Consider the following 25,651-nt stretch of genomic DNA (forward strand, 5'->3'; position numbering starts at 1 on the left):
TTGTCAGGCCTGCGCGGCCAGCCGGCTCGAGCGCTGGCCCGTCAGGCGGCCAGGAAGCGCTCCGTCAACAGCGCCCAATACGCGGCGCCAGTCACGATGCATCGATCGTTGAAGTCATAGCCCGGATTGTGTACCGTGCATACCTGCTCGCCCGCGCCATTGCCAATCAGCAGATAACTGCCCGGGCAATGCTGCAGCAGGTAGGCGAAGTCCTCGCTGCCCATCAGCGGCCGGGCGTCGGCGATCACGTTCTCGCTACCGACCAGTTCCTCGCCGACGCGTTGCGCGAATTCGGTCTGCCCGGCATCGTTGACCAGCACCGGGTACCCCCGCCAGTAATCGATCTCGGCGCGCAGCCCGAAACTCTGCGCCTGGGCCTCCACCAGCGCGCGAATGCGCGCCTCCAGCAAATCGCGCACGCCGGCGTCCAGGGCGCGGATGCTCAATTCCATCTGCGCGCTTTGCGGCACCACGTTGGCGACTTCGCCCGATTTGATCGAACCCACCGTGATGACCGCCGGGTGCTGCGCATCGACGTTGCGCGCGACGATGGTCTGCAGTCCGAGCACGATGCTGGCGGCGGCCACCACCGGGTCGATCGCCTTGTGCGGCTCGGCGCCATGCCCGCCCTTGCCGTGCAGCGTGATGCTGGCCCGATCGGACGACGCCATGAATGCGCCGGCGTGAAACACCAGCTTGCGCTCGGCGAACCCGGGCATGTTGTGCATGGCGAAAATCGCGTCGCAGGGAAAGCGCTCGAACAGGCCATCGTCGAGCATGCGCTTGGCGCCCGCCAAACCTTCCTCGGCGGGCTGGAAAATCAGATTCAACGTACCCGAGAAACGCCGGGTGGCAGCCAGATAGCGTGCCGCGCCCAACAGCATCGCGGTATGTCCGTCGTGGCCGCAGGCGTGCATCTTGCCGGCATGCACGCTGGCATATGGCAGTCCGGTTTGCTCCTGGATCGGCAAGGCATCCATGTCGGCACGCAGGCCCAGGCGACGCTGGCCGTCGCCCACGCGCAGCGTGGCCACCAGCCCGGTGCCGCCGATATCGCGTGTGAGCTCGTACCCCCACGACAGCAGCCGGTCGGCGACCAGGTCGCTGGTCTGATACTCCTCGAATCCGAGTTCGGGGTGCTGGTGAATCTGATGCCGCAACGTAACGATGTCGTCGGCAAAGGCGGCAATGGCATCCAATGGGGAGGGATCGTGCAGGGCCAACGGCGTCTCCTGGAATAGTCTGAATAGGAAGTCTTATCAGACGATGGTAGAGTGACTCTGAGACTACCGGAAGACAATATTTTCGGGTACCGAACACCATTGGTTGTCATTCGGTCGATCCAACCGCGCCGCCGCCCACCCCCCGATTACGGCCAGGAGCCCGCATGAAATATCACCAGTTGCGCGCCTTCGTCAGCGCCGCCGAGCACGGCAGCATCCGCGCCGCGGCGCGCGCGCTGTTTCTGTCGCAGGCCGCCGTGACCAAGGCGCTGCGCGAACTGGAAGACGACGCCGGCTTGCCGCTGATCGCGCGCAATGCACGCGGCATCCAGCTGACCCAGGATGGGCAGCGGCTGTTGATGCGCGCCCGGCTGATCGTGCGGCAAATGCAGCAGGCGCGCGATGAATTGAATCAGTCGCAAGGCATCGATACGGGCAGCGTGGCAATCGGCCTGACACCGGCGGTTGTCCTGACGGTGCTGCCGGACGCGCTCAAGGCATTCCGTCAGCGCTATCGCAACGTCGCGCTGCGTCTGGTCGAAGGCCTTGCGCCGATCGTCGTGCCGGGGGTGCGCAACGGCACGCTCGACTTCGCCATGACGGTGCAAAGCAATGTGTCTCTGGGCAACGATTTCGTCACCGAGTCCTGCTTCCACGCCCAGCAGGCGATAGCCGCGCGGGCCGGCCACCCGGTGCTGGCCGATCCGTCGCCGGCCGCCTTGGCCGCGCAGGAATGGGCGCTGAGCAGCCGTCTGCAGGAGGGGCACGGCGGGCTGATCCAGCAAGTATTCGCGACCAGCGGCGTCGCGCCGCCCGAGCGGATCCTCGTGTGCGAGTCATACAGCACGGCGGTCGCGCTGGTGCGCAATACCGATTTGCTGAGCCTGTTCCCCGAACCCTTGCTGGCGCTGCCCGAATGCACCGGCATCGTCGCCGTGCCGGCGCGGCTGCCGAGCCTGAGCACCGAGATCAGTCTGGTGCGTCGCGCCGACGTGCCGCTGACGCCGGCCGCGGCCTATCTGGCGGCATGCCTGATGCAAGCCGGCCGCACGCGCTTTCCGGGTTGATCGGCCGCACTGGCGTGCGCCGGGCGGCCGGACGCGCACCGATTTAAGGCATAATCCCTGCGCAGGATCGGCCCCTTCGCAGGGCTGGCGCCACCTTCACGTCAGCAAGACCCCAGTGATGTCATGAGCGAAGACAATAAATATGCGGTACCCGGCCTCGAACGCGGGCTCAGGATCCTGATGGAATTTTCCAAACAGGAGCCCGTGCTCAACGGGGCCGAGTTGTCGCGCCGGCTCGACGTGCCTCGCTCGACGGTATTCCGCCTGCTGCAGACGCTCGAATCGCTCGGCTTTATCGAGCGCGCCGCCAGCGGCGATCGCAATTACCGGCTGGGCGTATCGGTGCTGCGGCTGGGTTTCGAATATCTGAACTCGCTGGAGCTGACCGACCTGGGCAATCCGATCATCGAGAGATTGCGCGACGCGACCGGCTATTCGAGCCACATCATCATTCTGGATCGGCAAGACGCGGTCTTCGTCGCCAAGGCCGCCAGCCGCGATCCGGTGTTCAGCGCGGTGAGCATCGGCACCCGCCTGCCGGCGCATGCCACGGTGATCGGCCAGGTGCTGTTGGGCGATTGCGATCTGGCGGCATTGCACAAGCTGTATCCGCAAGGCCCGCTCAAGCGCTACACCGACCATACCCCCGAGACCATCGAGGCGCTCTTCGCACGCGTGCAGGAGTATGCGGCGCGCGGCTATGCGACCAGCCAGTCGTTTTTCGAGTACGGCATTTCCACGGTGGTCGCGCCGGTACGGGATCACCGCAACAAAATCGTCGCGGCAATCAGCGTCACGGTGCCGCGCCCGCAACTCGAGGACCGGGCGCAGGACAACGATCTGGTCAGCCAGGTCGTTGCCGCGGCCAATGAACTGTCCTACAAGCTCAATTACCGGCAGGCGCCGGCCTGATACCGCCGCCGGCCTGCCAGGCCGTTCAGCGCTTGTCGGTATCGGTCATGAATTTGCCGCCGGGCGCCTGCCCGGCGTTCTTCTGCCGGCGCGTCACGCCGTCGAGCCCGCCGTCGACCGCCCATTCGGCGAATACGGTCGGGCCCGGCTCGAAGTCGCGCGGCTGCCAGGCCGGCGTCAGGATGTCTTCGTCGGCGTAATACTCGATCAGCGCGCCGCACGGATTCTTGAAATACCAGAAGTAAGCCGATGAGATCGGATGGCGCCCCGGCCCCAGCTGCGTTTGCCAGCCGCAGCGGTCGATGTGCAGGCCGCCGCCAAATACCTCGTGGATGTCGCGCACCGTGAAGGCGACGTGATTCAGGCCGCGCTTGCCGTTGGGCAATTGCAGCAGGAACAGGTCGTGGTGCCCGCCGTGCGGCGCGCAACGCATGAACGCGCCGCGCTCCGGATAACGGTCGGACAGCTCGAAGCCCAGCGCCTCGCGGTAGAAGCGCTCGGTCTGGGCCAGCGCATTGGTGAAGAACACCACGTGCCCGACCTCGATCGGCTCGGCGCGCTCGTAGATCGGGCTGGGCTGGTCGATGCGCGCGGCCTGGCCCCATGCGTTGGACGGCGAGCCCCTCACGTCGAGTTCGCGCTTGCGGCTCGCCTCGATGCGGATCGCCAGGCCGTTCGGATCGATGCAACCGAGCGCGCCGTCGCGTGCATAGAAGCCCGGTTGCTGCGCCAGGCGCGGCCGCAGATCGTCGAGCTCAGCCGCGCTGGCCACGCCCCAGGTCACTTCGCGCAGCGTCGGGCCTTCTTCCATGGCCGGCGGCAACGACGGATCGTCATGCGCGGCCAGCACCACGCGGCAGCCGTTGAGCGTCTCGAAGCGCGCGCCGTGCGCGTCGCGCGTGAGCTCCTTGAGGCCCCAGTCGCGCAGGAAACGGCAGCAGGTGTCGAGATCCGTCACGCCGTAGGTGATTTGTTCAATACCGAGAATCGTCATTGTGTTATTTCCAGGCAGGCAGTCAGAGGTCGAGCACCAGGCGCTCGCCCTTGCAGCCCGATACGCAGATCATCATTACTTTGTTGGTGGCGCGCTCCGCTGCACTGAGTACCGAGTCGCGGTGATCGGGGCACCCTTCGAGCACGCGCGTCTCGCAGGTGCCGCAAATGCCTTCCAGGCAGCTGGTCTGGACGTCGGCACCCGCCGCAAGCAAGCTGTCGAGCAGGGTCGCGCCGGGCTCGACGCGAACGCTCTTGCCGCTCCTGGCGAGTTCCACCGTGTAGCCGCTGGCGGCCGCCGCGGGGGGCGCGGCATCGGGCGCCGGAGCGAAGCGTTCGAGGTGTACGTGGGCGATGCCAGCGGCCTCGCACGCCTGCTCGAATGCGCCAAGCATCACCGCCGGGCCGCAGCAATAGGCATGCGTGCCGGCCGGCTTGCCTGCCAGGTAAGCGGCGAGATCGGCCGGACGATCGTCATGCGCCTCGTCGAAATGGCAGGTCAGCTTGCCGCCGAGCGCATGCAGCTCGTCGACAAACGCCGCCTGCGCGGCATGGCGCGCGCAATAGAGCATCTCCACGCTGCGCCCGAGTTCGCTCAGCCGGCGATACATGCAAAGGATCGGCGTGATGCCGATACCGCCGGCGATCAGCACGGTATGGGGGGCGTCCTCGACCAGCGCGAAGTTGTTGCGCGGCGGTGCGATCTGCACGGTCATGCCGACGCGGAAATTATCGTGAATGAAGCGCGAGCCGCCGCGGCTTTTCGGGTCGGCCAGGATGCCCAGCACGTAACGATCGCGCTCGCCGGGTGAATTCACCAGCGAATAGCTGCGCACCAGCCCGCTCGACAGGTGCAGGTCGATATGCGCGCCGGGCTCGAACGGCGGGAAGCTGCCGCCTTCGGTCGGCACCAGTTCCACGCTCATGATGCCGCGCGCCTCGTAGCGCAGCGTGCGGATCATTGCCGACAGATTATTTGCACTGCTCATGTTACGTCCTGCCTTCTACCGTCTTGCGGGCCGCGCGACGCGCTCAGCCCAGCCGAGTCATATCGATGTCGCGGCGCGCGAATGCGTCGATCTCCACGCGCAGCTCCGGAAACACCAGGCCACTGACCTGTACCAGCGTCGAGCAGGGGTAAGCGCCACCCTGCCCCACGATGCCGGCGAAAAATTCCTGCCGCGCCCGCCCCACCTCGTCCTTGTCGGCGATGTCGGTGACGTACACCACCAGGCGATAGACGTTGGCCAGCGTGCCGCCGCCGGCCTCGACCAGCGCCTTGACTTTGCCGAGCACCAGCAGCGTTTGCTCATACGCCGACAATGGGCTCGCCGCATCGCGCGAAGCCGGATGAGCGGTCATGCCCGACAGCACGATATCGTTGCCCGCCACGATGCCGTTGCTCCACGTCGCCGTGGGCGCCTCGGGCACGCTCGCGCAACGGATGCGCACCGCGCCGCGCGCGGCATCGTGACTGGCGCTCATGCTTTTTCCGACCGCTCGAGTTCAGCCTTGGCCAGATTGCGCAGATGCCGCCGCAGGCGCACGATCCCCATGTCATGCTGATACAGGTGCTCGTACTGGTTGGCGTCGGGCTCCATATTCTCGAGAATCTCGCGGTCCTGCTCGAGCACCGCCCAATGGCGCGCTTCGAGGCGGTTGCGATACAGGAAGCGCCACACGTCGCGCTGCCAGCCGCTGACCTTGCGGCAACGCCAATGGAACACCGCGGCCAGATTCGGGGCGATCGGCGTATAGCTGCCGATGATGATGAAGTTGCCGCCCGGGCCGCCGGTCTTCGGATAGGGGATCTCCAGGCGCATCCAGTGGATGCCGGTGTCGGCCCACTCGGTCCAGTCGAAGTTGACGTCGCGCTGCCCTTCTTTCTCGAAGATAAAGCCGTGCTCGGTGTCGCGGATGCGGAAATTCGCGGTAGTCTGGCCGGCGGCCATCGAATGCGACTGCTTGTGCAGGTACGTGCCGTGCATCGGATCCATCACATTGTCGAGCACGTAGCGGTAGTCGCCCTTCCACTCCGTGTAGCAGATGAACGACGAATACGCGTCGCCGGTCAGCTCCTCGGGCAGATTCAGCGGCGGCGGCGTATCGATATTCGTGGTGGCGTTGTAGAGAAAGATCACGCCGGCCTGCTCCCGCACGTGAAAGCCGAGCCCCGCGCGCGAGCCTTCGAGCTTGCAACCGGGACTGCCCGGCACGCTGGTCACCACGCCATCGCAGCGCACCTGCACGCCGTGATAGCCGCACTGGATGCGATCGCCCAGCACCACGCCCTTGGACAGCGGCGCGCCGCGATGCGGACAATGGTCCTCGAGCGCGCGAACCTGGCCTTCCTGGTCGCGCCAGAAGACCATCTTGCGGCCCAGCCGCTGCAACGACACCGGCTCATGACCGACCAAATTCGACGGGCAGATCGGGTACCACAAATTCACCAGACCGCGTTCCAGGACGGCATCGGTCACATCTTGCTGTTGATTCGTTTTCATGAAACTCTCCGCGGCGGCCTATTGACCCAGACGGGCCATTTCCTGGCAAAAATTCTGCTCGGTCCATGCGGTGCCGACCTGCGGTCCGGGACCGGCCTGATTCAGATAAGCGATCAGACCAGGCAATTCGACGATGCCCTGGGCAAATGCCCGCTCGATCGAATCGCCCAGCAGGCTTTCATATTGCGTCGGCGGACGCAGCCGCGCCTGATGCGGCTCGAGATAACGTTCCATCATTGACCTCCATTGCGAACCCGTTCGCGAATCCGCTCGCGCACCGGGACAAAATCATAGGTGGGATAACATTCGGTGCGAAACACACCCCAGGCCGAGCGCTCCAGCTCGAGGTTGACCACCGGCAGCAGGGCCGGCGGCAATTCCAGCGTGACGATCTGGCCAAACCCCATCGCCACGGTCCACGACACCACGCGCGCGCCTTCGGGCGGAAACCGCTCCCACCAGTCGGCGGCCTTCAGGCGCGACTGAAACGCGTCGAGATTGTTCGACTGATCGTGCTTCAGGAAAACCGTTAGCAGCATCGTCGAGGGGTCGCTTGCCATGGCGCGGGCTCCGTGCTTATTTGACGAACTGATTGGTGAACAAGTCCTTCACGTCAGTCTTTTTGCTCACGACTTTTTCCTTGACGTAAAAGTCCTGCAGCTTCTCGACGCGCGCCGGATCGAACGCGCCGAGCGTTTTCTGACCCGGATAGACGTCGGTGGCGTAGTAGGTCAACACCTTCTGCACTTCGGCCTCGTGCCCCTTGTAGGACGGCACCGCGGCCACATAGGCTTTTGCCGCGGCAGCCGGGTCCTTCATGATCTCGGCCAACGCCGTCAGCGTCGCATGCACGAATTTGCCAACCATCGCCGGGCGCTCGGCGATGGTCTTGTCGGAGGCCAGGATCGCCTGGGCCATGCCCGGGAAATACTTGTCGGTCGAAGTCATGACGACCTTGGTTCCGGCATTTTGCACGTCGAAGCCCCACTCGGGCACGCCCACCAATGCCTGCGCCTTGCCGGCGGCAACCTGCTGCCACACGCCCGCCGGGCCGGCCGCCTGGATGTGCACGTCGTTACGGCTCAGGCCGGCGCTGGCCAGCACGGCGAGCGTCGCGTAGAACGAGGTGTCCTGATAAGCGAGCACGGTAATCGTCTTGCCCTTGAGATCGGCCGGCGTCTTGATATTGGCATCGGCGCGGGTGACCAATTGGTGCAGCGTGCGCCCGCCCAACAACGCCACGCCTTTGATCGGAATGCCGTTCTGGCGCAGGATGATCGGGGTATCGCCCAGGCCATCGCCCAGGTCGCCGTTGCCGGCGGCCAGTTGCTTGCCGACTTCGGCGCCGCCCTGCACGGTAATGAAGCGCACCGACAGGCCTTCTTTTGCATAATAGCCCTGCTTGTCGGCCAGCATCAGCGGCGCGAAGGCGATCATATTGGCCGGTGCCGGCAGCAAAAACGTGATCTGCTGCGTTTGCGCGCGCGCGGTGCCGGCAGCGGCCAGCGCGGCCGCGCCCAGCACGCCGGCCATCGCCAGGCGGCGCGACATGCGCGCGGAAAAATGCCGGACGGATTCAGAGAATTTTGAAGACATGGACTCCTCGCTCAAGGTAAGAGAAATTGCCTGGCGACTCCCCCGTCGCCGTGGGTAACAGCTTCATGCGCCCGCGGCCCAAGGCAGCGGCGCCTCGTTCAGGCCCCAATACAGGCTTTTCTGCTGGGTGTATTCGAGCAGGCCCAGACGGCCTTTCTCGCGCCCCACCCCGCTTTCCTTCCAGCCGCCGAAAGGGGTGGAAATCGAAAACTGCTTGTACGTATTGATCCAGACCGTGCCGGTCTCGAGCGCACGGGCCACGCGCCAGGCGCGCTTGTAGTCGCGCGTCCAGATGCCGGCGGCCAGGCCGTAGACGCTGTCGTTGGCCTGGCGCAGCAGGTCGGCTTCGTCGTCGAACGCCATCACGGCCAGCACCGGACCGAAAATCTCCTCGCGGCACATGCGCGCTTCGTTGTTCAGGCCCGCGAGAATCGTCGGCAGATAGAAATAACCCTTGTCGCGCCCCTCGCCGGCCGGCCGCGCCCCGCCGCACAACAGGCGCCCGCCCTCGGCCAGGCCGAGCTCGACGTAGCGCTCGATCGAGGCGCGGTGAGCCCCGGTGACCAGCGGCCCCATCTGGGTATCCTCGCGCAGCGGGTCGCCCACGCGCAGCGCGCGCGCGCCGGCGACCAGCCGTTCGACGAACGCGTCGTGCACGGAGGTATGAACGAACAGGCGCGAACCGGCGATGCACGACTCGCCCGACGAGCTGAAAATGCCGTACAGCACGCCGGCCACCGCATGATCGAGATCGGCGTCGGCGAATACCATGGTGGGCGACTTGCCGCCCAATTCGAGCGACACCGGCATGAGCTTGTCGGCGGCCAGGCGCGCGATGCCGCGCCCGACTTCGGTGCCGCCGGTGAATGCAACCTTCTTGACCTTGGGGTGGCGCACCAGTGCGTCGCCGATGATCGAACCCTTGCCCGGCAGTACGCTGAGCACGCCCGGCGGCACGCCGGCCTCCAGGCAAATACGGCCGAGTTCGAGCGACACCAGCGGCGTGACTTCAGCCGGCTTGAGCACCACCGCGTTGCCGGCGGCCAGCGCGGGTGCCAGCTTTTGCGCGTCGGAGGCGATCGGCGAATTCCACGGCGTGATCGCCGCGATCACGCCCAGCGGCTCGTGCACACTCATGCTCAGGTAGTCGCCGCGCTGCGGCGTGAGATTTTCTTCGAGCGTCTCCAGACACGCCGCGAAATAGCGGAACGTGCCGGCGGCACTGGCCACCAGCGCGCGCGTCTCGCTGATCGGCTTGCCGTTGTCGCGCCGCTGCAAATGCGCGAGCGGCTCGGCGCGCGCCTGAATCAGGTCGGCGATACGATGCAGCACCGCGGCGCGCTGATGCGGCTTGAGGCCCGACCAGTCGGCGCGGCGCCACGCGGCATCGGCCGCCTCCACCGCCTCGGCCGCGTCGCTCGCGTCGGCCGCGGCGATTTCGGCGTTGACGCTTTCGTCGGCCGGATACAGGCTGGCGTAGCGCGCGCCGCGCCCGGCGCGCCACTGGCCACCGACCAGAATGTCGCTGGAGAAGTTATTCAACAAATCGTTTGCACTCATGATGTAGGCCTGACGTATCGACTTTCAGATCACGCAGCGCGCGACGCGATTGCGCAGCGCGCGAATCGCGCTGAATGCGGTCAATGCGGAAGTCTTGGGGTTGTCGGGCAACGGCTTGCCCGCCATTTCCAGCGACATGTCGCCGAACGCGCCGCGTGCATGGATGTGGTGCACATTGCGGGTGACCGCCGGATCGGCGATCAGCCGCACGCGGGTGCGATCGAGCCCGAGTCCGGCCAGCGCCACCGTGGCGGCCACATTGGCGTTCTTCGGGTACAGGCGCGCGGCGTCGCGCGCGCTGCCTTCGAAAATCACCGTGGCATCGCGCAGCGAGGCGAGATCGACCACCGACTCCGCTGGCGTGCCCTGCCAGCCCAGCGGCGGCTTGCGGCCCGTATAGACGACCTCGTCGAGCCCGCCTTGCCGGGCCGCGGCCAGCGCGTCGATGCCGCCGATCGCGCCGGACAGCAGCGTGAGCGTGGCACCGCCTTCGCGCGCGGCCTGCTCGAGCGCATCGAGCAACGCGACATCCGACAGCGCGCCGATCGAGGCCACCGCGCAATCGACGCCGGCCTTGAGCAGCGGCACCACGTGGCCGGCCAACGCGCTGTGACCGGCGCATTCGAGCACATAGTCGGGCCGCCCGCCGAGTTGCGCGGTGGAGGTGATCACCTCGACGCCGGGCTGTACGCTGTGGCGCACCCGCTCGGCATCGCGCTCGGGCACGATGACGTGCCCCACGTGCAGGGTCTGATCGTGTTCGAACTCGTGATAGACCATCGAGCCGATGGCGCCAAAGCCGATCAGCGCGACGTCGACCGGATGAGCGGCGGCGTTATGCATGGGCCGGCTCCCGTACCGGCGGGCCGGCGAATTGCGCGGCGAACTGGCCCACCGAGAGCATGTCGACTTCGAGCAGCACCGGGCCGTCATGAGCCAGCCCGCGCGCGATGGCGGCTTCGGCCTGGTCGATCGCATCGATCTTTTCGTGGCGCATGCCCAGGCTCGCGCAAAACGCCGCAAACTCCGGTTGGTGCAGGTCGACGTAGCAGCGACGCCCGCCGTATTGGGCGTCCTGGATATTGCGGATCACGCCGTAGCATTTGTCGTTCATCAAAATCACCAGCAGGTTGGCGCGCTCCTGCACCGCCGTGGCCAGCTCACCGACATTGACCATCAGGCCGCCGTCGCCCACCAGGCAGACGGTCTTTTGCGCGGCCCCGGCCAGCGCCGCGCCGATGCCCATCTGCAGGCCCTGGCCGATGCCGCCGCCCAAGGCGTGAACGCCGGCGCGCGGCGAGAAAATCTTGAGCAGACGATTGCCCCAGGTGCTGTTGGAGATGGTGACGTCGCGCACCCAGTTGTAGTCGCGCCCGACCGCCCGCTGCAGCGCCTCGACCAGATGACGATACGGCCCGAGCCCTTCGGCGACCTGCTGGACTGCACGCTCGCGGGTGGCGGCCAGGTCGGGCAGGAAGGCCGGATCGATCGCGATGCGCCCGGCCAGCTTGTCGGCCAGCGCATTGAGCACCGCGCTGGCGTCGCCATGGACGAACAGCTCGTTCGGGTAGCCGCGATTGTCGGCCAGCGCATCGGCGTCGATGCGGTACAGCGGGCTCGGCAACTTGAGCTTGTATTTGAGCGTCTCGTTGCCGCGCAGGCGCGAGCCCACCACCAGCAGCGCGTCGCAGGTCTTGTAGAAGGCCTCGGCCGCCGGATGCACGTTGAAGGCGCCGAGCGTGGCGCGATGGTCTTCCGGCACGATGCCGCGCCCCTGGACGCTGGTCACCACGCCAAAACCCATATCAAGCAAGCGCTGTACCGCGGCGCCGGCGCCGCGCGCACCGCCGCCCAGCCACAGCAGCGGACGGCGTGCGCCGGCCAGCGCATCGGCCAGGCGCGCGACCCGCGCGTCGTCGTGGCTGCCAATGCCGACGTGCGGCGCGCCAATGTCCTCCGGCCAGTCGATCGCGGCGGCCTGAATGTCGATCGGGATCTCCACGCTGACCGGGCCGCTGGGCGCGCTTTGCGCGACGCGCACCGCCTCGCGCAGGGTGGCCAGCACGGTGTCGGCCGAACGCACGCGGTACGCCGCCTTCGACACGGCGGTGAGCATGGTCAATTGGTCCGGGGCCTCATGGATATAGGCCAGGTCGCGATCGAGATATTCGGTTTCGATTTGCCCGGTGATATGCAGCAGCGGCGTGCCTGCGGTGAGGGCCTCGACCATCGCGCCGGCGGCGTTGCCGGCGGCCGTGCCGGTACTGGTAAAGGCCACGCCGAGGCCGCCGGAGACACGCGCCAGGCCATCGGCCATGTTGACGGCGCCGGCTTCGCCACGCGCACCGACATAGCGGATGCGATTGCGCCGGGCAATCGCGTCGAGGATCGGCATGTTGTGGATCGAGATCACGCCGAACGCGGTTTTCACGCCGCACTGCTCGAGAAACGCCGCGATCAGTTCGCCCACGGTGGTTTGTTTAGACATGTCTTGCTAAGCCTCCAGAAACATCGAGATGGCTGCCCGTCGTGTACGAGGACAAGGCGGTTGCCAGAAAAAATATGGCCGACGCGGCTTCTTCGGGGCGGCCGAGCCGACCCAGCTGAATCCCTTTCTTGTGCGCGAGCTCCTGCGTCCAGTCCTCCCAGCTTTGCCCTGGCGCGGCCTGCGCGGCAAAGCGCCGGCGCCACTGGCCGGACTCGACCAGACCGATCAGGATCGCGTTGACGCGAATCCCGTCGGGCGCGAATTCGGTGGCCATCGAACGCACCAGGTTCTGCACGCCGGCGCGCGCCGAGGAGGTCGCCACCATATGCGGCTCCGGCTGCAGCGCCAGCAGCGAATTGACGCAGACGATGGCCGCCGGGGCGGCCGCGCGCAGCATCGGCAAGAACGCGCGCGTGGGCCGGATGATGCTGAAGTACTTGAGCTCGAGCTCCTCGCGCCATGCGTCGTCGGTGGTGTCGGCGAATTTGGAGACGCGGCCCTGACCTGCGTTGTTGATCAGCATGTCGACCCGGCCGAAGCGTTCCCGCACCTGCTCGGCGAATGACGCGACGTCATCGGCGGCAAGCACGTCGCAACGCACGGCAAGCAGTTGCGCATCCGGGTGCCGCTCGCGCAGCCTCGCTTCGGCCGTGGCCAGACGCTCGGTGTCGCGCCCGCAGACGGCTACCGAGGCGCCGGCCGCAAGAAACATCTCGGCGCTGGCCAACCCGATCCCGGAGGAGCCCCCCGTGACTACGGCCACCCGCCCGCTGAGGTCTATCTTCATCATTTGATTTCCAGTGATTCACGTGCCGGCGACGGTGCCTGAGCCGCTGGCGCCGGCCGGTAGTTCAAGCGACGCGACAGATCGGCGGCCGCTTGCCTGACCTGCCCCACCAAATCGCTGTCGAGCAGCGGTTGATCGATTTCGGCGCGCGGGATGGTGACCGTCACGGCCGCGACAATGCGCCCGAGATCGCTGCGCACCGGTGCGCTGACCACCGAGATGCCGCGCTCGAACGACGACGAACTCACCGCGTAGCCGCGTGCGGCATCCTCGCGCACCCGCTCGTACAGGTCGTGCACGGTGGCCGGGGTTTGCGCGGTGAATTTCTCCAGGCGTCCCTCCGGATACAGCCGCATGAGTTCGTCGAGCGTCAGGTCGCCCATCAGCACGTGCCCGTGCACGGTGGCGTGCGCCGGCAGCCGCGTGCCGACATTGACCTTGATCGAGCTGAACACCGGCGCCACGCTTTGCGCCTTGGCGACAAACACGATGTCGCGTCCGTCGCGGATCACGATGTGGCTGGTGAAGCCGGTCGCGTCGCGCAGCTTCTCCAGCACCGGAATGCCGTGGTCGGTCAGCTCGAGCGAGCTCAGGTATTCGAAGCCCAGGCGCAGCACCGCCACGCCCAGACGGAAATTCTTGTCGCCGCCGGCACGTTCGAGAAAGCCCATCGACTCGAGCGTCTGCAGCAGCCGGAAGACGGTCGTGCGGGGAATGCCGAGACGACGCGAGAGCTCCGGCGCGCCCAGCACCGGCTCGCGCGGGGTGAACTCGGTGAGAATCTTCAGTCCGCGCTCGAGCCCCGGCACCGAGTAACGGGACTCGGCGGCGTCTGCCTTGTCTTGATTGTCCATTGGGCTGTTCATGACTTTGAAGCGCTGGCGCTTGCGTTGGCCCGCCGGCTGAGCGCTTCGATCAATGCGTTCAGCGACGACGGTGTTTCGATATAGCAGGCATGGCCCGCGCCCTCGATGCGTTGCAGCGGCACGCGCGCGGCCGCCGCGATCGGCTCGCAAGCGGCGGGCGGGGTTATCGCATCGGCAGCGCCCACGACGACCTCGACCGGTCCGGCGTAGTCCGTCAGATCGGCAGCCAGATCGGCTTGCGCGAGCAGATGCGTGGCTTGCCGGTAACCGTCGGGGACGATGCGCGCCATGTTCCATTGGACCCAGGCGCGTGCACCGGGCTCGGCGTGCGGCGCCAGCAGATTGGCGCTGCGCTGGGCCGCCAGGCCGGCCGGGCCGAGCGATTCGAGCAGAGCCAGGCGCGCGTCGCGCTTGGCCGCGCGTTGCTCGGCCGAGGCGGCGCCGTAGCCGGCCGCGGGCGAACACAGCAGCAAACCGCTTACGCGCTGCGGCGCCACGCGCGCGAAGGCACCGGCCATCACCGCGCCGAGCGAGTGTCCAACCAGCAGCACACGTTCGATCGCCAGCGCATCGAGCCACGCCGCCAGCGCATCGGCATAGTCGGCCGCGACCGGTTCTCGCGCGGCCAGCGGCGCCGACTCGCCATAACCGGGAGCGTCCCAAGCCAGCACGCGATGCGCGGCGCCGAGCGCTTCGAGCTGGGCCAGCCACGACGGCGCGCCCGACCCGATGCCGTGCAGCAGCACCAACGGCGTGCCCGCCGTCGATGCGCCGGCTTCGCGGTAGCCGATCACGCCGACGCGCGTGCTCACGCGGCGCGCCGGGAACGCGGCCAGCCGCTCGAGCAGGGCCGCCGGCGCGCTCGCCAGCAGGTCCGGCGTGGCGGACGAGGCGCTCGGGGGCGGCGACAAAGGCGCGTCGTTGGCGGTCGAATGCATGGCGGGTCCTGGCCTTAGCGCTTGATCTTGGCCAGCGGCGAGTCGGGCGGATAGGTGGGCGTGACCGGCTTGGCCGAACCCAGCATCACGCACATCAGCACGTCTTCGTCGCCGATGTTGACTTCGCTGCGGTAGACACCCGGCGGCACGGAAATCAGGTCGCGGTCCTTGAGCACGGTTTCCCAGGTCTGGCCGTCTTTCTCGCAAATCACTTTGACCTTGCCGCGCAGCACGAAGAAGATTTCCTCGACATCGTTATGGATGTGCATCGGCCCGATGTTGCCCGCCGGAATCACCATGGTCGAAAAGGTGAAGTGCCCGGCCGGCACGGTGTTCACGTCCTTGGCCACGCCCGTGCCGCCAGTGCCGACATAGCGCATTTGGGCGCGCCGGTACTTGGGATCGAAGTCGGCCTGGAACTTCAGGGCGTCCCAGTCGTAGCGGCGGGTTTCGAGGCGCGCCACGCGCGACTCCAGCCATTGCTCGAAGCTGGTGCCCGGCGCCGGCGCCCAGCTGGCGGCCGCGGGATCGGTGGACGGGGTGGGGAAATCGGCTTCAGCCATAGTGCACTCCTTTAACGGGTAAGCGATCAGTTCATGACAAAGCCGCCGTTGACCGGCAGCACCTGGCCCGTGACGAAGCGGGCCGCATCCGAGAGCAGAAACATCACTGGCCCGGTCACGTCGTCGGGCACCTGCGCGCGTTGCAGGGCACGTCCCTGCAGGTATTGCTGGTGCCGTGCGGCCGGCACATAGGCGGTGGCCTCGACCTCGACCAGTCCGGGCGCGACGGCGTTGACGGTGATGCCGTGCTCGCCAAGCTCGCGCGCCAGCGAGCGGGTCATGGCGATCACCGCGCCCTTGCTGGCGACGTAGGCGAGCAGGCGCGGCGCGCCCCACAGGGCGGTATCGGAGGCGATATTGACGACACTGGCGCAGGACGACTGGCGCAGGCTCGGCAAGGCCGCCACGGTCATCAGCCAGGTGCCGCGCACGTTGACATCCATCACGGCGTCCCAGGCATCGAGCGACAATTCGGTGGCCAGCTTGCCGCCGGAGTTGGTGATGGCGCCGTTGTTGATCAGCGCATCGATGCCGCCCATCCGTTCGGCGGCGGTTTGCGCGGCGCGCTCGACCGACGCCGGGTCGGCCAGATCGAGCGGCACGAACTCGGCGCTTGCGCCTTGCGCACGCAATGCCTGGGCCAGCGCCTGGCCCGGCTCGACGAGAATGTCGGCGATCGTGACGTGCGCGCCGGCGGCCGCCGCGGCGCGCGCGAAGCTCTCGCCCAGGCCGCGCGCGGCACCGGTGATCAGGACTTTGCGGCCGTGCAGCGACGATGCGGTAATGGGTTGGCTCATGATGCGCTCCGTGCGTCTCAAACCATGTTCATCGCGGCGCGTGGCACGTAGTGCAGCACGCGGCGTTCGAGCAGCACCACTGCGGCGTAGGCAACGATGCCGATGAGCGTGAGGCCGGCGATCGAGACAAACACCATCGCGGTGTTGCCCTGGCCTTCGCCGTAGGTCAGCAGATAGCCCAGGCCGCGATCGCCACCGACCAGCTCGCCCACCGTGACACCGATCACGGCCAGCGTGGAGGCAATGCGCAAGCCCGAGAAAAGCGCCTGCATGGCCGACGGAAATTCGACGAAGCGGAACACCTGCCAGCGACGTCCGCTGAGCGCGCGCACCAGATTCACCATGTCGGGATCGACCGAGCGCACCGCACTGAGCACGTTGATCATGACCGGGAAGAAGACGATCAGCACGGCCACCAGGATCTTCGGATAGACGGTGTAGCCCATCCACATCACGAACAGGGGCGCGAACGCGACCTTGGGCGCGATCTGCAGCGCCAGGATGTAGGGCGAGAGCATCGCTTCGGTCGACGGCGACAGGCCCAGCGTGACGCCGATCACCACGCCCAGCAGCGACCCGACGACGAAGCCGGCCACCACTTCGAGCGCGGTCACGCCAATGTTCATCCACAGGTTCTGGGTCTGGAACATGTCGATTGCCTCGCTCACCGTGGCCGACAGGCGGGGCAGCACGTAGGCCGGTACACCCAGCATTTGCGGCCCCCACTGCCAGAGCGCGGCGAAGGCGATCAGCAGCAAAATGCTGCCGGCGGTGAGTTGGGCTTTGGTCAGGGCTTTCATGAGAGCTTTTTCCGAGAATGTCTTGAAATGTCGCGGCCGATGCCGGGCCATTCAGCCGAGATGGTCCTCGCGGCCGACGTGCAGCAGGTCCATCAGATGCGCGACGTAATCGTTCATGCGGGCGAGCTTGCGCCGCTGCAGCGGGCTGTCGCGCTCGGGCAGATCGACGGCAATCTCTTCGATGATGGTGCCGGGCCGGTCGCTCATGACGAACACGCGGTCCGACAGCGCGATCGCTTCGGTCAGGTCGTGGGTAATCATCAGCGCGGTCTTGCCTTCGGAGGCGAGCATCTGCGCGAGGTCTTGCTGCAGCACCATCTTGGTTTGCGCATCGAGCGCGGAAAACGGCTCGTCCATCAGCAGCACGTCGGGCTCGATGGCCAGCGTGCGGGCCAGCGCCGCGCGCTGGCGCATGCCGCCGGAGAGCTGATGCGGGTAGTGCGCCTCGAACCCCTTGAGGTGGCAGCGCTCGAGCAGGCTGCGTGCCACGCTCTGGCGCTCGGCGCGGGACTTGCCGCGAATCTGCATGCCCAGTTCGATGTTGGCCTGGATCGTGCGCCACGGCATCAGCAGATCTTTTTGCAGCATGAAGGCAACGTGCGGGTTCGGGCCGCGCACCGGTTTGCCGCCGACCATGACCTGCCCTTCGCTGGGCGCGTACAGACCCGCGCCCATATTGAGCAGCGTGCTCTTGCCGCAGCCGCTGGGACCGATCAGCGAGACGAATTCGCCAGCCTTGATGCCCAGCGACACGTTGGTCACGGCGGTCATCTCGCCCTTGCCGTGGCGGTTGCGAAAGCGCCGCGTCACGCCTCGGTATTCGATCGCGAAGGCAAGCGGCTCGGCCGCGCCACTCTGAGCGCGCTGCAACGACAGTTCACTTGTGCCCACGCTTGACTCTTGCAATTTGATTGACCTGAACATGAGACTCCACCATCAGCCCTGGGATATTCGGCATTCGCCGGTCAGAGCGCGGAAACAGCGTTGCGCTCCGTTTGCTTGATGTTCCATATTTGGAACATCAATTTACCAATGAATCAATTATAGGACGAAGAAACACGGCCGACTTTGCTTTTTTCGTCGGTAAAAACCCTAATCCGGGCTTTTACCGACTTCTCGCGAAAGATTGATTTCTCAATGAAACTCGGCGTCCGCACGGCCTTGTCCCGTGTCCGGAGACGGCGCGGGCACAAAGCGTGCGGACGCAGCCGGCGTACCGCTCAGAACGAGTGGTGAACGCCGGTCATGACCACCAGCTGATTGCCGTTGGACGACGCGCCGGCGGTGTTGATCGACGCCACCGCGCCGCCCGTGGCACGCTGATAGACGCCGCTGATGTAGATCTGCGTGAGCTTGGAGAACGCATATACGTCGCCCACCTGGAATTGCGTCCAATGCATCCCCGCAAGGCTGGTGGTCGCCGCGCCCAGCGTGACCCGATTGGCCGGATTGGTGGCGTAGTCGGCACCGGCGTCATACGATTGGTACGTGTCGGACTGGCCCGGCGATTGGAGCTTGACTCGCGTATAGAGCGCATGCAGCAGCCAGGGCCCGACAGCGTAGGACGCCCCCGCCCCCATGTTTTCCACATGATCGGCAGCATAGTTCGCCGCCGCTACGCCCTGGAAGGTACTCACGCCGAGGCCGGCGACGTTCGGCGTACGGTTGTTTTCGTTGGAGTACACGGCTGCGGCTTTCAGCGGACCATTCGCGTAGTGCAGCCCGACGCTGTAGTTGCGTCCGGTGGCGAAGTTGGTGGTGTTGCCGAAGGCGAACATCGCGCCGACGCTCAGCCCGTTGTAGCTGGGCGAGACGTAGCGCACGGCATTATTGACCTGGACTACCGTGGTGTTGGCCAGCTCGTCGATGTTGCCGGGGTGGAACATATACCAGTTCTCGCCCAGGTAAGCCGTGCTGAACGGCCCCAGCCAGTCCATGTTGAACAGCGTCATGTGGCCGAGCGTGAGCGTACCGAGTCGATCCGAGGACAACCCGACGATCGACATGCGGTTGAACATTGAATTGGCGCTCAGCGTCCGGCCGTTGAGCGTGGAAAAGCCGTTTTCCAACTGGAAGATCGCCTTCAGGCCGCCGCCGAGGTCTTCGGCGCCCCGCAGGCCCCAGCGATCGGGTTGCGTGCCGCCCTGCTCCGCGATCCATTTGCTGTTGCCGCCCTGGTTGCTGACGTAGGCCACACCGGCGTCCATGCTGCCGTACAACGTCACATTGCTTTGGGCATAAGCCGCTCCGGCGCATGCCAAGGCAAGCGTGAGCCCCGTAACCACGTGTTTCATCCGCGTTCTCCCGTCGTATCGTTTGAAAAGATCATGAGCCCCGCCATGGGGCCGAGTATCGCGTGTTCCATATTTGAAACCATATGCTATATATGGAACGCAATGAAAGCTTAGGCGTCTGGCCCAAATTTGCGAGCGGGACATGCACGAATTGCCTGTCAACCTGGTCTGTGTTAATTCGCGCGCGTAACCAGTTTGCGCAACGCGTGGCGCGAAGTGCCGTGATGCCGATCGGGCCGTCTCAGCCGGGTCTTGTTATTTGGTCAAGCCAAAGTGATAATATTTGAACGATGTGTTCATATTTGAACATATCGTTCAAATATCCAACAGCTTGAATCATTTTTCCAAGAGGGACGGCACATGGCATCTCCATTGATTGGCATCACCGGCGCTGGCATCGGCGGACTGGCGGCGGCGATTGCATTGCGGCGGCTCGGCTTTGAGGTGGCCGTGTTCGAGCAGGCCGCGCAATTCGCGCGCGTAGGCGCCGACATCAACCTGACGCCGAACGCGGTGCGCGCACTGGATGGCCTGGGCCTGGGCGTGGGCGAGGCGCTGCGCGAGACGGCCGCGCAGCCGACCTATCGCATCAGCCGCATGTGGGACAGCGGCGAAGTCACGTCGAAGCTCGAGATGGCGCGCGCGGCCGAAGAAAGCTATGGCGCGCCGCAATTGACGATGCACCGCGCCGACCTGATGCAGGCGCTGGAGAACGCATTGCCCGCGGGCGTGGTGCATCTGGGGAAAAGGGTGAGCACCGTCGGGCAAGGCCGCGACAGCGTGGAGCTGGCGTTTGCCGACGGCACCACGCACGAGGTGGATGTGCTGATCGGCGCCGATGGCATTCATTCGGCGGTGCGCACGGCGATGTTCGGCCCGGAGCATCCGGACTTCACCGGAGTAGTCGCGTATCGCGCGGTGGTGCCCGCACAGCGGCTGGCGGGCGTGCCCAACCTGGACGCGTTCACCAAGTGGTGGGGACCGGCGCCCGAGAGCCAGATCGTGACATTCCCGTTGAACCGGGGGCGCGATATCTTCATTTTCGCGACGACGCCGCAAGACAGCTGGCGTCACGAGTCGTGGACCACGCCGGGCAGCGTCGATGAGTTGCGCGCGGCGTATGTCGATTTCCATCCGGAGGCGCGCGCGCTGCTCGAGGCCTGCGACAGCGTGCTGAAGTCAGCCCTGTATGTGCGCGACCCGCTGCCGGTATGGTCGGCGGGCCGCATGACCCTGCTCGGCGATGCATGTCATCCGATGATGCCGTTCATGGCGCAGGGCGCGGGTATGGCGATCGAGGATGCTGTGGTACTGTCGCGGCATTTGAGCGGGGTCGATCTGTCGACGCAGGCATCGGTCAGCCAGGCATTGCAGCGCTACGAGCAGTCGCGCCGCGAGCGCACCGCACGCGTGCAGATCGGCTCGCGCGGCAATAACTGGCTCAAGGCGGGCGGCAACGCCGACTGGGTGTATGCGTACGACGCCTGGCAGGTGCCGCTCGCCTGAGCTTGCGACGCAGGGCGATGCCGAGCACGCCCCGCCCGGAATCAACTTTTCGTCGGATATGCGTATGGAAGACAGCGACGTCAAACAGGAGCAACTGGTCTCGCCAGTCATCCGGACTTTCAAGCTGCTGCGGTATTTGGCCGAAGGCGGGTCGAGCGCCAACTTGAGCGACGTCGGCCGGCGCCTGGACATCAACCGGGTGACGGTCATGCGGCTGCTGGCAACGCTGGAGCACGAAGGCATTATCGAGGCATTGCCCCAAGGCGGGCACCGCCTTGGGCTGGGTTTTCTGACGCTGGCGTCGACCGCGCTGAGCGAGCATGACATGCTGAGCGCGGCGCGGCGCGTGCTGGCGCGGGTCACCCAGCAAACCGAACTGTCGAGTTATCTGACCGTGCTGGACGGCGGCCAGGTGCTATACCTGCTCGCGCATACGCCACAGACGCCACTGGTCAGCAACATCCGCGTCGGCAGCCGCGTCGCGGCACATTTGACTACGCCAGGGCGCGTCATGCTGGCGTATCGGTCTGCCGACGAGGTTCGCGCATTGCTCGGCGACGAGCCGTTGCCGACCGCAACCGAACAAAGCGTGAGCAGTTACGCACAACTCGACGAGATGCTTGCGGCCGATCGGGCCCGTGGCTGTGCGTGGAGTTTTTCCGGATTCGAGTCGAGCATCGATTCGTGTGCGGCGCCAGTGTTCGACACTGCCGGTCAGGCCATCGCCGCGCTCAGCGTGGCCGGCCCGACCGATCGGGTGCGCGGTAGTGCCGCGCTGCGCGAATCGATCGAGCAGGCGGTCAGGCAAGGCGCGGCCGACCTGTCGAAACTGGTCGGCTATGCACCGGAGCTGCTCCGGAGTGCGGCGCGGGCCGGCTAGGTATTGCTGCCGGGCGATAGGCAACGGCTCGCGTGGCGGCTCAGACCCGCTGCCGGGAAAATTCGGACAGCGCATCGCACAGCGTGTCGACTGCCGGCTCGGTGACCGCGTTGTAGAGCGACGCGCGCAACCCGCCGATCGAACGGTGCCCCTCGAGACCGACGATATTGCGCTCGCGCGCCGCCTCGACGAATGCGTTGTCGAGGCGGGCATCGCCGAAGCTGAAGGCTACGTTCATCTGCGAGCGCCAGCGCGGCCGCGCATGAACGCGCACCGCATCGCCGAGGCGATCGAGCGTGTCGTACAGGCGCTGCGCCTTTCTCGCGTTGATGCGCTGCATCGCCTGCAGGCCGCCGATCTCGAAGCGCAGCCAGCGGGTAATCAAGGTCAGCACATAAATCGCGAATACCGGAGGCGTGTTGTAGTTCGAACCGTGTGAGACATGAGTCCGGTAATCGAGAATCGCCGGCAAACCGTCCGGAACACGCTCGAGCAGCGCACGCCGGATTACCGCGACGGTCACGCCGGCCGGACCGAGATTCTTCTGCGCATGCGCGTAGATCATCGAGAACAAATCGGTACGGCATGGCTTCGAGAGAAAATCGGAGGACATGTCGGCAATCATCGGTGCGGCCAGCGCCGCGTCCCGATCGGGAAACTGCACGCCCTCGACGGTTTCGTTCGACACGTAATGCAAGTAGGCCGCGCCTGGGCCCGTTTCGACTTCATCGAGCTCCGGCAGTTGCCGATAGCCGGTGTCGCGCCCGTCCCAGGCAACGCTGCGCCCGGGCACGACCTTGGCTGCTTCGGCCGCGGCTTTGCCGCTCCAGTAGCCCGAGACGACATAGGCCGGCGGCATGCTCGGATGCGCGGCGAAATTCATCGGAATCATCGCGAACTGCAGACTGCTGCCACCTTGCAGAAAGGTGACTGCATAGTCATCCGAAATATTCATCAGCGCCCGCAGATTCTGTTCGGCTTCGTCGAGAATCGCGCGAAACCAGTCCGAGCGGTGGCTCATGCCGAGCACCGAGATGCCGGTCTCCGGCACCGCCACGATGGCTTCACGGGTCTGTTCCAGGACGCCGGCAGGCAAGGCGCCGGGTCCGCCGGAAAAATTGAGTGCGTTGGCTTTCATCGGGATGACATCGCGCGTGCTCATGCGGGCCGCCCGGCGGCTCGCCGCAACATGGCCTCGAACGCCGCGAATACGCGTTGTATTTGTGGCAGCTTGTAGGGAAACGTGGCGCTATCGTCCATATCGTGCACAACCATGCCGGTGGCGATTTCGAAGATCAGCAATCGCCCGTCGCTCGTTTCGGCGCAGTCGAAGCCGACATAGTCGAGCCCGGTCAAATCGGCGATGCGTTGCAGCGCGTCGCGGTGGCGCACTGCGAAGTCGGTGTCGAAGGTCGCCATCAGATCGGCCTCCTCCTGGCGACGCTCGGGGTGCGCGATCATTTCCGCATAGGGGTAGTGCACCATCCATTCGGAGGAGATCCCCATGTGGCAGACGAACGGCTTGCCGTCGATGATGACGATGCGATATTTGCGGAATAGCCCGTCGGCATCGCTGTAGTCGATAAACGGCGCAACGTAATATTCGGCCGCGTCGGACTCATTCAGGTATTGCGCCAGGGACGCCGCATCGGCAACCTTCACGAGCCCCTGTCCGGCGTGAGAACCGACCGGACGAATGATGAACGGAAAATCCCGCCCCAGTGCGGCGGGCAGGTCGAAGCGACCGGCGATGGCATCGAGCACCTGTTCGCGGCGCAGGCGCAGTGTGTGCGCCATGCAGATGCCGGGCTCAGCGCCCAGCAGCGCGTAGGCCGCGTCGCGCGTGGTTCGACCGATGCAGCCCGGACGATTCAACACGCGCGCGGCGGGCCCGATATCGGCAATGAGCGTGGCGATGCGCACCAGCACCTCGGCGTTTTGATCGGAGGCGCAGGCCGCCACGAGGATCACGTCGTGCGCGGGCAGATCGGACGGCTGCAGCGGCTGGTCGTCGATATAGAAGGCCTCGATCTGCAGATCGGCTTGCTCCAGCAGGCATTCGAAGGGGGTATTGGCCATCAGATCACCCGGCGCCTTGAGTGCCAGCACTTTTAACGGCGCAGGGTCGACGCTGGCCTGCTTGAGCCGATAATGCCGACGCAGTTGTATGGCCTGGGCCTGCACCGCGAGCGCCGCGGGCTTCTGGTATTTGAGCTGCAACACGAGCGACAGATCGAGCAGCGCGTCGGGGTCGTCGTGGTTGCGTACGTATTCGAGCAGTTGAGCGCCCAGCGGGGTGAGATCGCCGCCGGCGGTGACCTCACGAAGCAGCACCGGCAACCCGAGCAGCCGGTAGGTGAATGGAGTTGCCGCGTTCGGCGTCGGCGATGTCTGGTTGATGCTCATGGGTGGCCTGCCTGGTCGCTTAATAGGCTGCCGTCGCCGCGCGGCACCACACCGCGGCGGCACGGTGCCCCGATGTGCAGAGCATACGGGAACGAGCAACGCGGCAAGCCGATGAACAGGAGTCCGATTTGCCGCCTGTTCGGCCAAATGCCCGGCCCATAAAAAAAGCCCGGCGGGTTGGCGCGCGGGCGTTTTTTCAGGCTAATGTCTGGAGGTGCGGGCCGGAGTCGAACCGGCCTAGCTGGCTTTGCAGGCCAGAGCATAACCGCTTTGCTACCGCACCATTCGGGGCCGTGCCGGAACTTCTCGCACGACCATGGCGGCTGTTGCTTGCGAGTGTGCGATGTAGTCGCCCCACCCGAATTCGCCAGCCGGCTTTTCAACCGTTATCGCATTGTAACCGCACGCCTGGGCTGACTCGCAGCGGGCCACCTGCGGCACAAATAAAAAGGGAAGCTCGGCTTCCCTCGGGATCTTGGAGCGGGAGACGAGTCTCGAACTCGCGACCTCAACCTTGGCAAGGTTGCGCTCTACCAACTGAGCTACTCCCGCATTTTCTCTACAGTCATGCACGCCATCAAGGCGCGCAAATCTCGCCGATACAACTGGAGCGGGAGACGAGTCTCGAACTCGCGACCTCAACCTTGGCAAGGTTGCGCTCTACCAACTGAGCTACTCCCGCAATGGCGATGACTGCCGATCAGCGCCACGCGCGGAAACCCGGTACGCGGCGAGAGGCAGATTATGGGGCAAACGGGATTTCCGTGTCAACCCCGTCAGGGGCTTAAATGTGGGTGCCAGCCCGCTCGCGAATTTGCGGCCACGCCAGCTTGAGATAGTAGAGCATCGACCAGATGGTGAGTACGGCCGCCAGGTAAATCAGCCAGGTACCCCACAGGAAGGTATCGATATGCAGCGCGCCGTGGCTCAGCACGCCGTTGAAGAGCAAAAACGGTATCGCGGTCATCTGCGCGAAGGTTTTGATCTTGCCCAGCGAATTGACGGCGACATTGCGCGAGGCGCCGATATGGGCCATCCACTCGCGCAGCGCTGAGATGGTGATCTCACGCCCGATGATGATCAGCGCGACCGGCGCGCTGACGCGGCCGAGTTCGAGCAGCATCAGGAGCGCCGCGGCCACCATCAGCTTGTCGGCGACCGGATCGAGAAAAGCGCCGAATGCCGAGGTCTGGTTCAGGCGCCGCGCCAGAAAGCCGTCGAACCAGTCAGTCAGGGCGGCCAGCACGAAAATGAAGCACGCGACCCAGTTCATTTGCTGCGGCGAGAGCCAGTACAGCGGCAGGTAATACACGCCGACCACCAGCGGGATCAGGACGATCCGCAGCCAGGTCAAGAGAATGGGGACATTGAATGGCATGGCAATCTGCTGTCGGGACGGGCGCAAGGTAAGTGGGTCAGGCTGCATTGTGCCGATTATGGCCCGCCCTGGCAATTCGCGTGCCTGCGCAGC

Annotated in this window: 26 protein-coding genes and 3 tRNA genes; 4 read left to right on the forward strand and 25 right to left on the reverse strand. The window is 65.7% G+C overall.

From position 1 onward, the window contains the following. Positions 1-41 precede the first annotated feature (41 nt). Positions 42-1,217: a M20 aminoacylase family protein gene (locus PATSB16_RS14435; protein WP_047216610.1), complete on the reverse strand. Its 1,176-nt coding sequence runs from the start codon at positions 1,215-1,217 to the stop codon at positions 42-44. A 170-nt stretch (positions 1,218-1,387) separates the two neighbouring features. Here PATSB16_RS14435 and PATSB16_RS14440 point away from each other — a divergent pair, with 170 nt between their 5' ends. Then, positions 1,388-2,290: a LysR substrate-binding domain-containing protein gene (locus tag PATSB16_RS14440; protein WP_047214804.1), complete on the forward strand. Its 903-nt coding sequence runs from the start codon at positions 1,388-1,390 to the stop codon at positions 2,288-2,290. Positions 2,291-2,413: 123 nt separating this feature from the next. Then, the gene (locus PATSB16_RS14445) at positions 2,414-3,202 is read left to right on the forward strand and encodes an IclR family transcriptional regulator (protein ID WP_047214805.1); all 789 of its coding nucleotides are present in this window, start codon (positions 2,414-2,416) and stop codon (positions 3,200-3,202) included. Positions 3,203-3,227: 25 nt separating this feature from the next. Here PATSB16_RS14445 and PATSB16_RS14450 read toward each other — a convergent pair whose 3' ends face one another. The 18 genes from PATSB16_RS14450 to PATSB16_RS14535 all read right to left on the reverse strand — a co-directional run bounded on the left by PATSB16_RS14450 (position 3,228) and on the right by PATSB16_RS14535 (position 19,388). After that, the gene (locus PATSB16_RS14450; protein WP_047214806.1) at positions 3,228-4,196 is read right to left on the reverse strand and encodes a VOC family protein; all 969 of its coding nucleotides are present in this window, start codon (positions 4,194-4,196) and stop codon (positions 3,228-3,230) included. A 22-nt stretch (positions 4,197-4,218) separates the two neighbouring features. Then, positions 4,219-5,184 carry a PDR/VanB family oxidoreductase gene (locus PATSB16_RS14455; protein ID WP_047214807.1) on the reverse strand — a complete coding sequence of 322 codons (966 nt, stop codon included), beginning with the start codon at positions 5,182-5,184 and terminating at the stop codon, positions 4,219-4,221. A 43-nt stretch (positions 5,185-5,227) separates the two neighbouring features. After that, positions 5,228-5,680 (reverse strand): RidA family protein, encoded by a 453-nt coding sequence (locus PATSB16_RS14460; RefSeq protein ID WP_047214808.1) that lies wholly within the window; start codon positions 5,678-5,680, stop codon positions 5,228-5,230. Continuing rightward, positions 5,677-6,699 carry an aromatic ring-hydroxylating oxygenase subunit alpha gene (locus PATSB16_RS14465; RefSeq protein ID WP_047214809.1) on the reverse strand — a complete coding sequence of 341 codons (1,023 nt, stop codon included), beginning with the start codon at positions 6,697-6,699 and terminating at the stop codon, positions 5,677-5,679. Before PATSB16_RS14465 ends, PATSB16_RS14460 begins: the two co-directional genes overlap by 4 nt. A gap of 18 nt (positions 6,700-6,717) precedes the next feature. Next, positions 6,718-6,936 (reverse strand): recombinase-like helix-turn-helix domain-containing protein, encoded by a 219-nt coding sequence (locus tag PATSB16_RS14470; protein ID WP_047214810.1) that lies wholly within the window; start codon positions 6,934-6,936, stop codon positions 6,718-6,720. Next, complete coding sequence (locus tag PATSB16_RS14475) at positions 6,933-7,259, reverse strand: hypothetical protein (RefSeq protein ID WP_047214811.1); 327 nt, start codon at positions 7,257-7,259, stop codon at positions 6,933-6,935. Before PATSB16_RS14475 ends, PATSB16_RS14470 begins: the two co-directional genes overlap by 4 nt. Before the next feature lie 16 nt (positions 7,260-7,275). Beyond that, positions 7,276-8,295 carry an ABC transporter substrate-binding protein gene (locus tag PATSB16_RS14480; RefSeq protein ID WP_047214812.1) on the reverse strand — a complete coding sequence of 340 codons (1,020 nt, stop codon included), beginning with the start codon at positions 8,293-8,295 and terminating at the stop codon, positions 7,276-7,278. 63 nt (positions 8,296-8,358) lie between these two features. Further along, positions 8,359-9,855 (reverse strand): aldehyde dehydrogenase, encoded by a 1,497-nt coding sequence (locus tag PATSB16_RS14485; protein ID WP_047214813.1) that lies wholly within the window; start codon positions 9,853-9,855, stop codon positions 8,359-8,361. 24 nt (positions 9,856-9,879) lie between these two features. Next, positions 9,880-10,698, reverse strand: a complete 819-nt coding sequence (locus PATSB16_RS14490; RefSeq protein ID WP_047214814.1) for an aspartate dehydrogenase — start codon at positions 10,696-10,698, stop codon at positions 9,880-9,882. Beyond that, the gene (locus PATSB16_RS14495; RefSeq protein ID WP_047214815.1) at positions 10,691-12,343 is read right to left on the reverse strand and encodes a thiamine pyrophosphate-binding protein; all 1,653 of its coding nucleotides are present in this window, start codon (positions 12,341-12,343) and stop codon (positions 10,691-10,693) included. The genes PATSB16_RS14490 and PATSB16_RS14495 overlap by 8 nt, the downstream gene beginning before the upstream one ends. Continuing rightward, the gene (locus tag PATSB16_RS14500; RefSeq protein WP_047214816.1) at positions 12,336-13,133 is read right to left on the reverse strand and encodes an SDR family oxidoreductase; all 798 of its coding nucleotides are present in this window, start codon (positions 13,131-13,133) and stop codon (positions 12,336-12,338) included. The genes PATSB16_RS14495 and PATSB16_RS14500 overlap by 8 nt, the downstream gene beginning before the upstream one ends. Beyond that, entirely contained in the window at positions 13,130-13,984 is an 855-nt protein-coding gene (locus PATSB16_RS14505; RefSeq protein WP_047214817.1) for an IclR family transcriptional regulator, read from the reverse strand. Before PATSB16_RS14505 ends, PATSB16_RS14500 begins: the two co-directional genes overlap by 4 nt. An 8-nt stretch (positions 13,985-13,992) precedes the next feature. Then, positions 13,993-14,934: an alpha/beta fold hydrolase gene (locus tag PATSB16_RS14510; protein WP_083566791.1), complete on the reverse strand. Its 942-nt coding sequence runs from the start codon at positions 14,932-14,934 to the stop codon at positions 13,993-13,995. Positions 14,935-14,948: 14 nt separating this feature from the next. After that, complete coding sequence (locus PATSB16_RS14515; protein WP_047214818.1) at positions 14,949-15,497, reverse strand: cupin domain-containing protein; 549 nt, start codon at positions 15,495-15,497, stop codon at positions 14,949-14,951. A 26-nt stretch (positions 15,498-15,523) separates the two neighbouring features. Further along, positions 15,524-16,294: an SDR family oxidoreductase gene (locus PATSB16_RS14520; RefSeq protein ID WP_047214819.1), complete on the reverse strand. Its 771-nt coding sequence runs from the start codon at positions 16,292-16,294 to the stop codon at positions 15,524-15,526. Positions 16,295-16,311: 17 nt separating this feature from the next. Next, the gene (locus PATSB16_RS14525; RefSeq protein ID WP_047214820.1) at positions 16,312-17,094 is read right to left on the reverse strand and encodes an ABC transporter permease; all 783 of its coding nucleotides are present in this window, start codon (positions 17,092-17,094) and stop codon (positions 16,312-16,314) included. 51 nt (positions 17,095-17,145) lie between these two features. Continuing rightward, positions 17,146-17,985, reverse strand: coding sequence for an ABC transporter ATP-binding protein (locus tag PATSB16_RS14530; protein ID WP_237170237.1), 840 nt, complete (start codon positions 17,983-17,985; stop codon positions 17,146-17,148). A 329-nt stretch (positions 17,986-18,314) separates the two neighbouring features. Continuing rightward, positions 18,315-19,388, reverse strand: a complete 1,074-nt coding sequence (locus PATSB16_RS14535; RefSeq protein ID WP_047214821.1) for a porin — start codon at positions 19,386-19,388, stop codon at positions 18,315-18,317. A gap of 360 nt (positions 19,389-19,748) precedes the next feature. Between PATSB16_RS14535 and PATSB16_RS14540 the strand changes: the two genes are divergently transcribed. Both PATSB16_RS14540 and PATSB16_RS14545 read left to right on the forward strand, forming a co-directional pair. Beyond that, positions 19,749-20,894: an FAD-dependent monooxygenase gene (locus PATSB16_RS14540; protein ID WP_047214822.1), complete on the forward strand. Its 1,146-nt coding sequence runs from the start codon at positions 19,749-19,751 to the stop codon at positions 20,892-20,894. A 64-nt stretch (positions 20,895-20,958) separates the two neighbouring features. Continuing rightward, positions 20,959-21,774, forward strand: coding sequence for an IclR family transcriptional regulator (locus tag PATSB16_RS14545; protein WP_237170238.1), 816 nt, complete (start codon positions 20,959-20,961; stop codon positions 21,772-21,774). Between the two features lie 40 nt (positions 21,775-21,814). Here PATSB16_RS14545 and serC read toward each other — a convergent pair whose 3' ends face one another. The 6 genes from serC to pgsA form a co-directional block, all read right to left on the reverse strand. Continuing rightward, a complete protein-coding gene (serC, locus tag PATSB16_RS14550; RefSeq protein WP_047216614.1) occupies positions 21,815-22,912 on the reverse strand; it encodes a 3-phosphoserine/phosphohydroxythreonine transaminase in 1,098 nt (365 codons plus the stop codon). 20 nt (positions 22,913-22,932) lie between these two features. Next, positions 22,933-24,180, reverse strand: a complete 1,248-nt coding sequence (locus PATSB16_RS14555) for an ATP-grasp domain-containing protein (protein ID WP_047214823.1) — start codon at positions 24,178-24,180, stop codon at positions 22,933-22,935. Between the two features lie 209 nt (positions 24,181-24,389). Further along, positions 24,390-24,463 (reverse strand) — tRNA-Cys (locus tag PATSB16_RS14560). 193 nt (positions 24,464-24,656) lie between these two features. Continuing rightward, positions 24,657-24,732: transfer RNA gene (locus PATSB16_RS14565), tRNA-Gly, on the reverse strand. Between the two features lie 54 nt (positions 24,733-24,786). Then, positions 24,787-24,862, reverse strand: a tRNA-Gly gene (locus PATSB16_RS14570). Positions 24,863-24,964: 102 nt separating this feature from the next. Beyond that, on the reverse strand, positions 24,965-25,558 hold the full coding sequence (gene pgsA, locus PATSB16_RS14575; RefSeq protein WP_047214824.1) for a CDP-diacylglycerol--glycerol-3-phosphate 3-phosphatidyltransferase: 594 nt from the start codon (positions 25,556-25,558) through the stop codon (positions 24,965-24,967). Positions 25,559-25,651: the final 93 nt, after the last annotated feature.

Source organism: Pandoraea thiooxydans (assembly GCF_001931675.1).
Taxonomy (GTDB): domain Bacteria; phylum Pseudomonadota; class Gammaproteobacteria; order Burkholderiales; family Burkholderiaceae; genus Pandoraea; species Pandoraea thiooxydans.

Coding starts and splice junctions, on each gene's coding strand:
- PATSB16_RS14440 (WP_047214804.1), top strand. CDS start 1,388: ATGAAATATCACCAGTTGCGCGCCTTCGTCAGCGCCGCCGAGCACGGC.
- PATSB16_RS14445 (WP_047214805.1), top strand. CDS start 2,414: ATGAGCGAAGACAATAAATATGCGGTACCCGGCCTCGAACGCGGGCTC.
- PATSB16_RS14450 (WP_047214806.1), bottom strand. CDS start 4,196: ATGACGATTCTCGGTATTGAACAAATCACCTACGGCGTGACGGATCTC.
- PATSB16_RS14455 (WP_047214807.1), bottom strand. CDS start 5,184: ATGAGCAGTGCAAATAATCTGTCGGCAATGATCCGCACGCTGCGCTAC.
- PATSB16_RS14460 (WP_047214808.1), bottom strand. CDS start 5,680: ATGAGCGCCAGTCACGATGCCGCGCGCGGCGCGGTGCGCATCCGTTGC.
- PATSB16_RS14465 (WP_047214809.1), bottom strand. CDS start 6,699: ATGAAAACGAATCAACAGCAAGATGTGACCGATGCCGTCCTGGAACGC.
- PATSB16_RS14470 (WP_047214810.1), bottom strand. CDS start 6,936: ATGATGGAACGTTATCTCGAGCCGCATCAGGCGCGGCTGCGTCCGCCG.
- PATSB16_RS14475 (WP_047214811.1), bottom strand. CDS start 7,259: ATGGCAAGCGACCCCTCGACGATGCTGCTAACGGTTTTCCTGAAGCAC.
- PATSB16_RS14480 (WP_047214812.1), bottom strand. CDS start 8,295: ATGTCTTCAAAATTCTCTGAATCCGTCCGGCATTTTTCCGCGCGCATG.
- PATSB16_RS14485 (WP_047214813.1), bottom strand. CDS start 9,855: ATGAGTGCAAACGATTTGTTGAATAACTTCTCCAGCGACATTCTGGTC.
- PATSB16_RS14490 (WP_047214814.1), bottom strand. CDS start 10,698: ATGCATAACGCCGCCGCTCATCCGGTCGACGTCGCGCTGATCGGCTTT.
- PATSB16_RS14495 (WP_047214815.1), bottom strand. CDS start 12,343: ATGTCTAAACAAACCACCGTGGGCGAACTGATCGCGGCGTTTCTCGAG.
- PATSB16_RS14500 (WP_047214816.1), bottom strand. CDS start 13,133: ATGATGAAGATAGACCTCAGCGGGCGGGTGGCCGTAGTCACGGGGGGC.
- PATSB16_RS14505 (WP_047214817.1), bottom strand. CDS start 13,984: ATGGACAATCAAGACAAGGCAGACGCCGCCGAGTCCCGTTACTCGGTG.
- PATSB16_RS14510 (WP_083566791.1), bottom strand. CDS start 14,934: ATGCATTCGACCGCCAACGACGCGCCTTTGTCGCCGCCCCCGAGCGCC.
- PATSB16_RS14515 (WP_047214818.1), bottom strand. CDS start 15,497: ATGGCTGAAGCCGATTTCCCCACCCCGTCCACCGATCCCGCGGCCGCC.
- PATSB16_RS14520 (WP_047214819.1), bottom strand. CDS start 16,294: ATGAGCCAACCCATTACCGCATCGTCGCTGCACGGCCGCAAAGTCCTG.
- PATSB16_RS14525 (WP_047214820.1), bottom strand. CDS start 17,094: ATGAAAGCCCTGACCAAAGCCCAACTCACCGCCGGCAGCATTTTGCTG.
- PATSB16_RS14535 (WP_047214821.1), bottom strand. CDS start 19,388: ATGAAACACGTGGTTACGGGGCTCACGCTTGCCTTGGCATGCGCCGGA.
- PATSB16_RS14540 (WP_047214822.1), top strand. CDS start 19,749: ATGGCATCTCCATTGATTGGCATCACCGGCGCTGGCATCGGCGGACTG.
- PATSB16_RS14545 (WP_237170238.1), top strand. CDS start 20,959: ATGGAAGACAGCGACGTCAAACAGGAGCAACTGGTCTCGCCAGTCATC.
- serC (WP_047216614.1), bottom strand. CDS start 22,912: ATGAAAGCCAACGCACTCAATTTTTCCGGCGGACCCGGCGCCTTGCCT.
- PATSB16_RS14555 (WP_047214823.1), bottom strand. CDS start 24,180: ATGAGCATCAACCAGACATCGCCGACGCCGAACGCGGCAACTCCATTC.
- pgsA (WP_047214824.1), bottom strand. CDS start 25,558: ATGCCATTCAATGTCCCCATTCTCTTGACCTGGCTGCGGATCGTCCTG.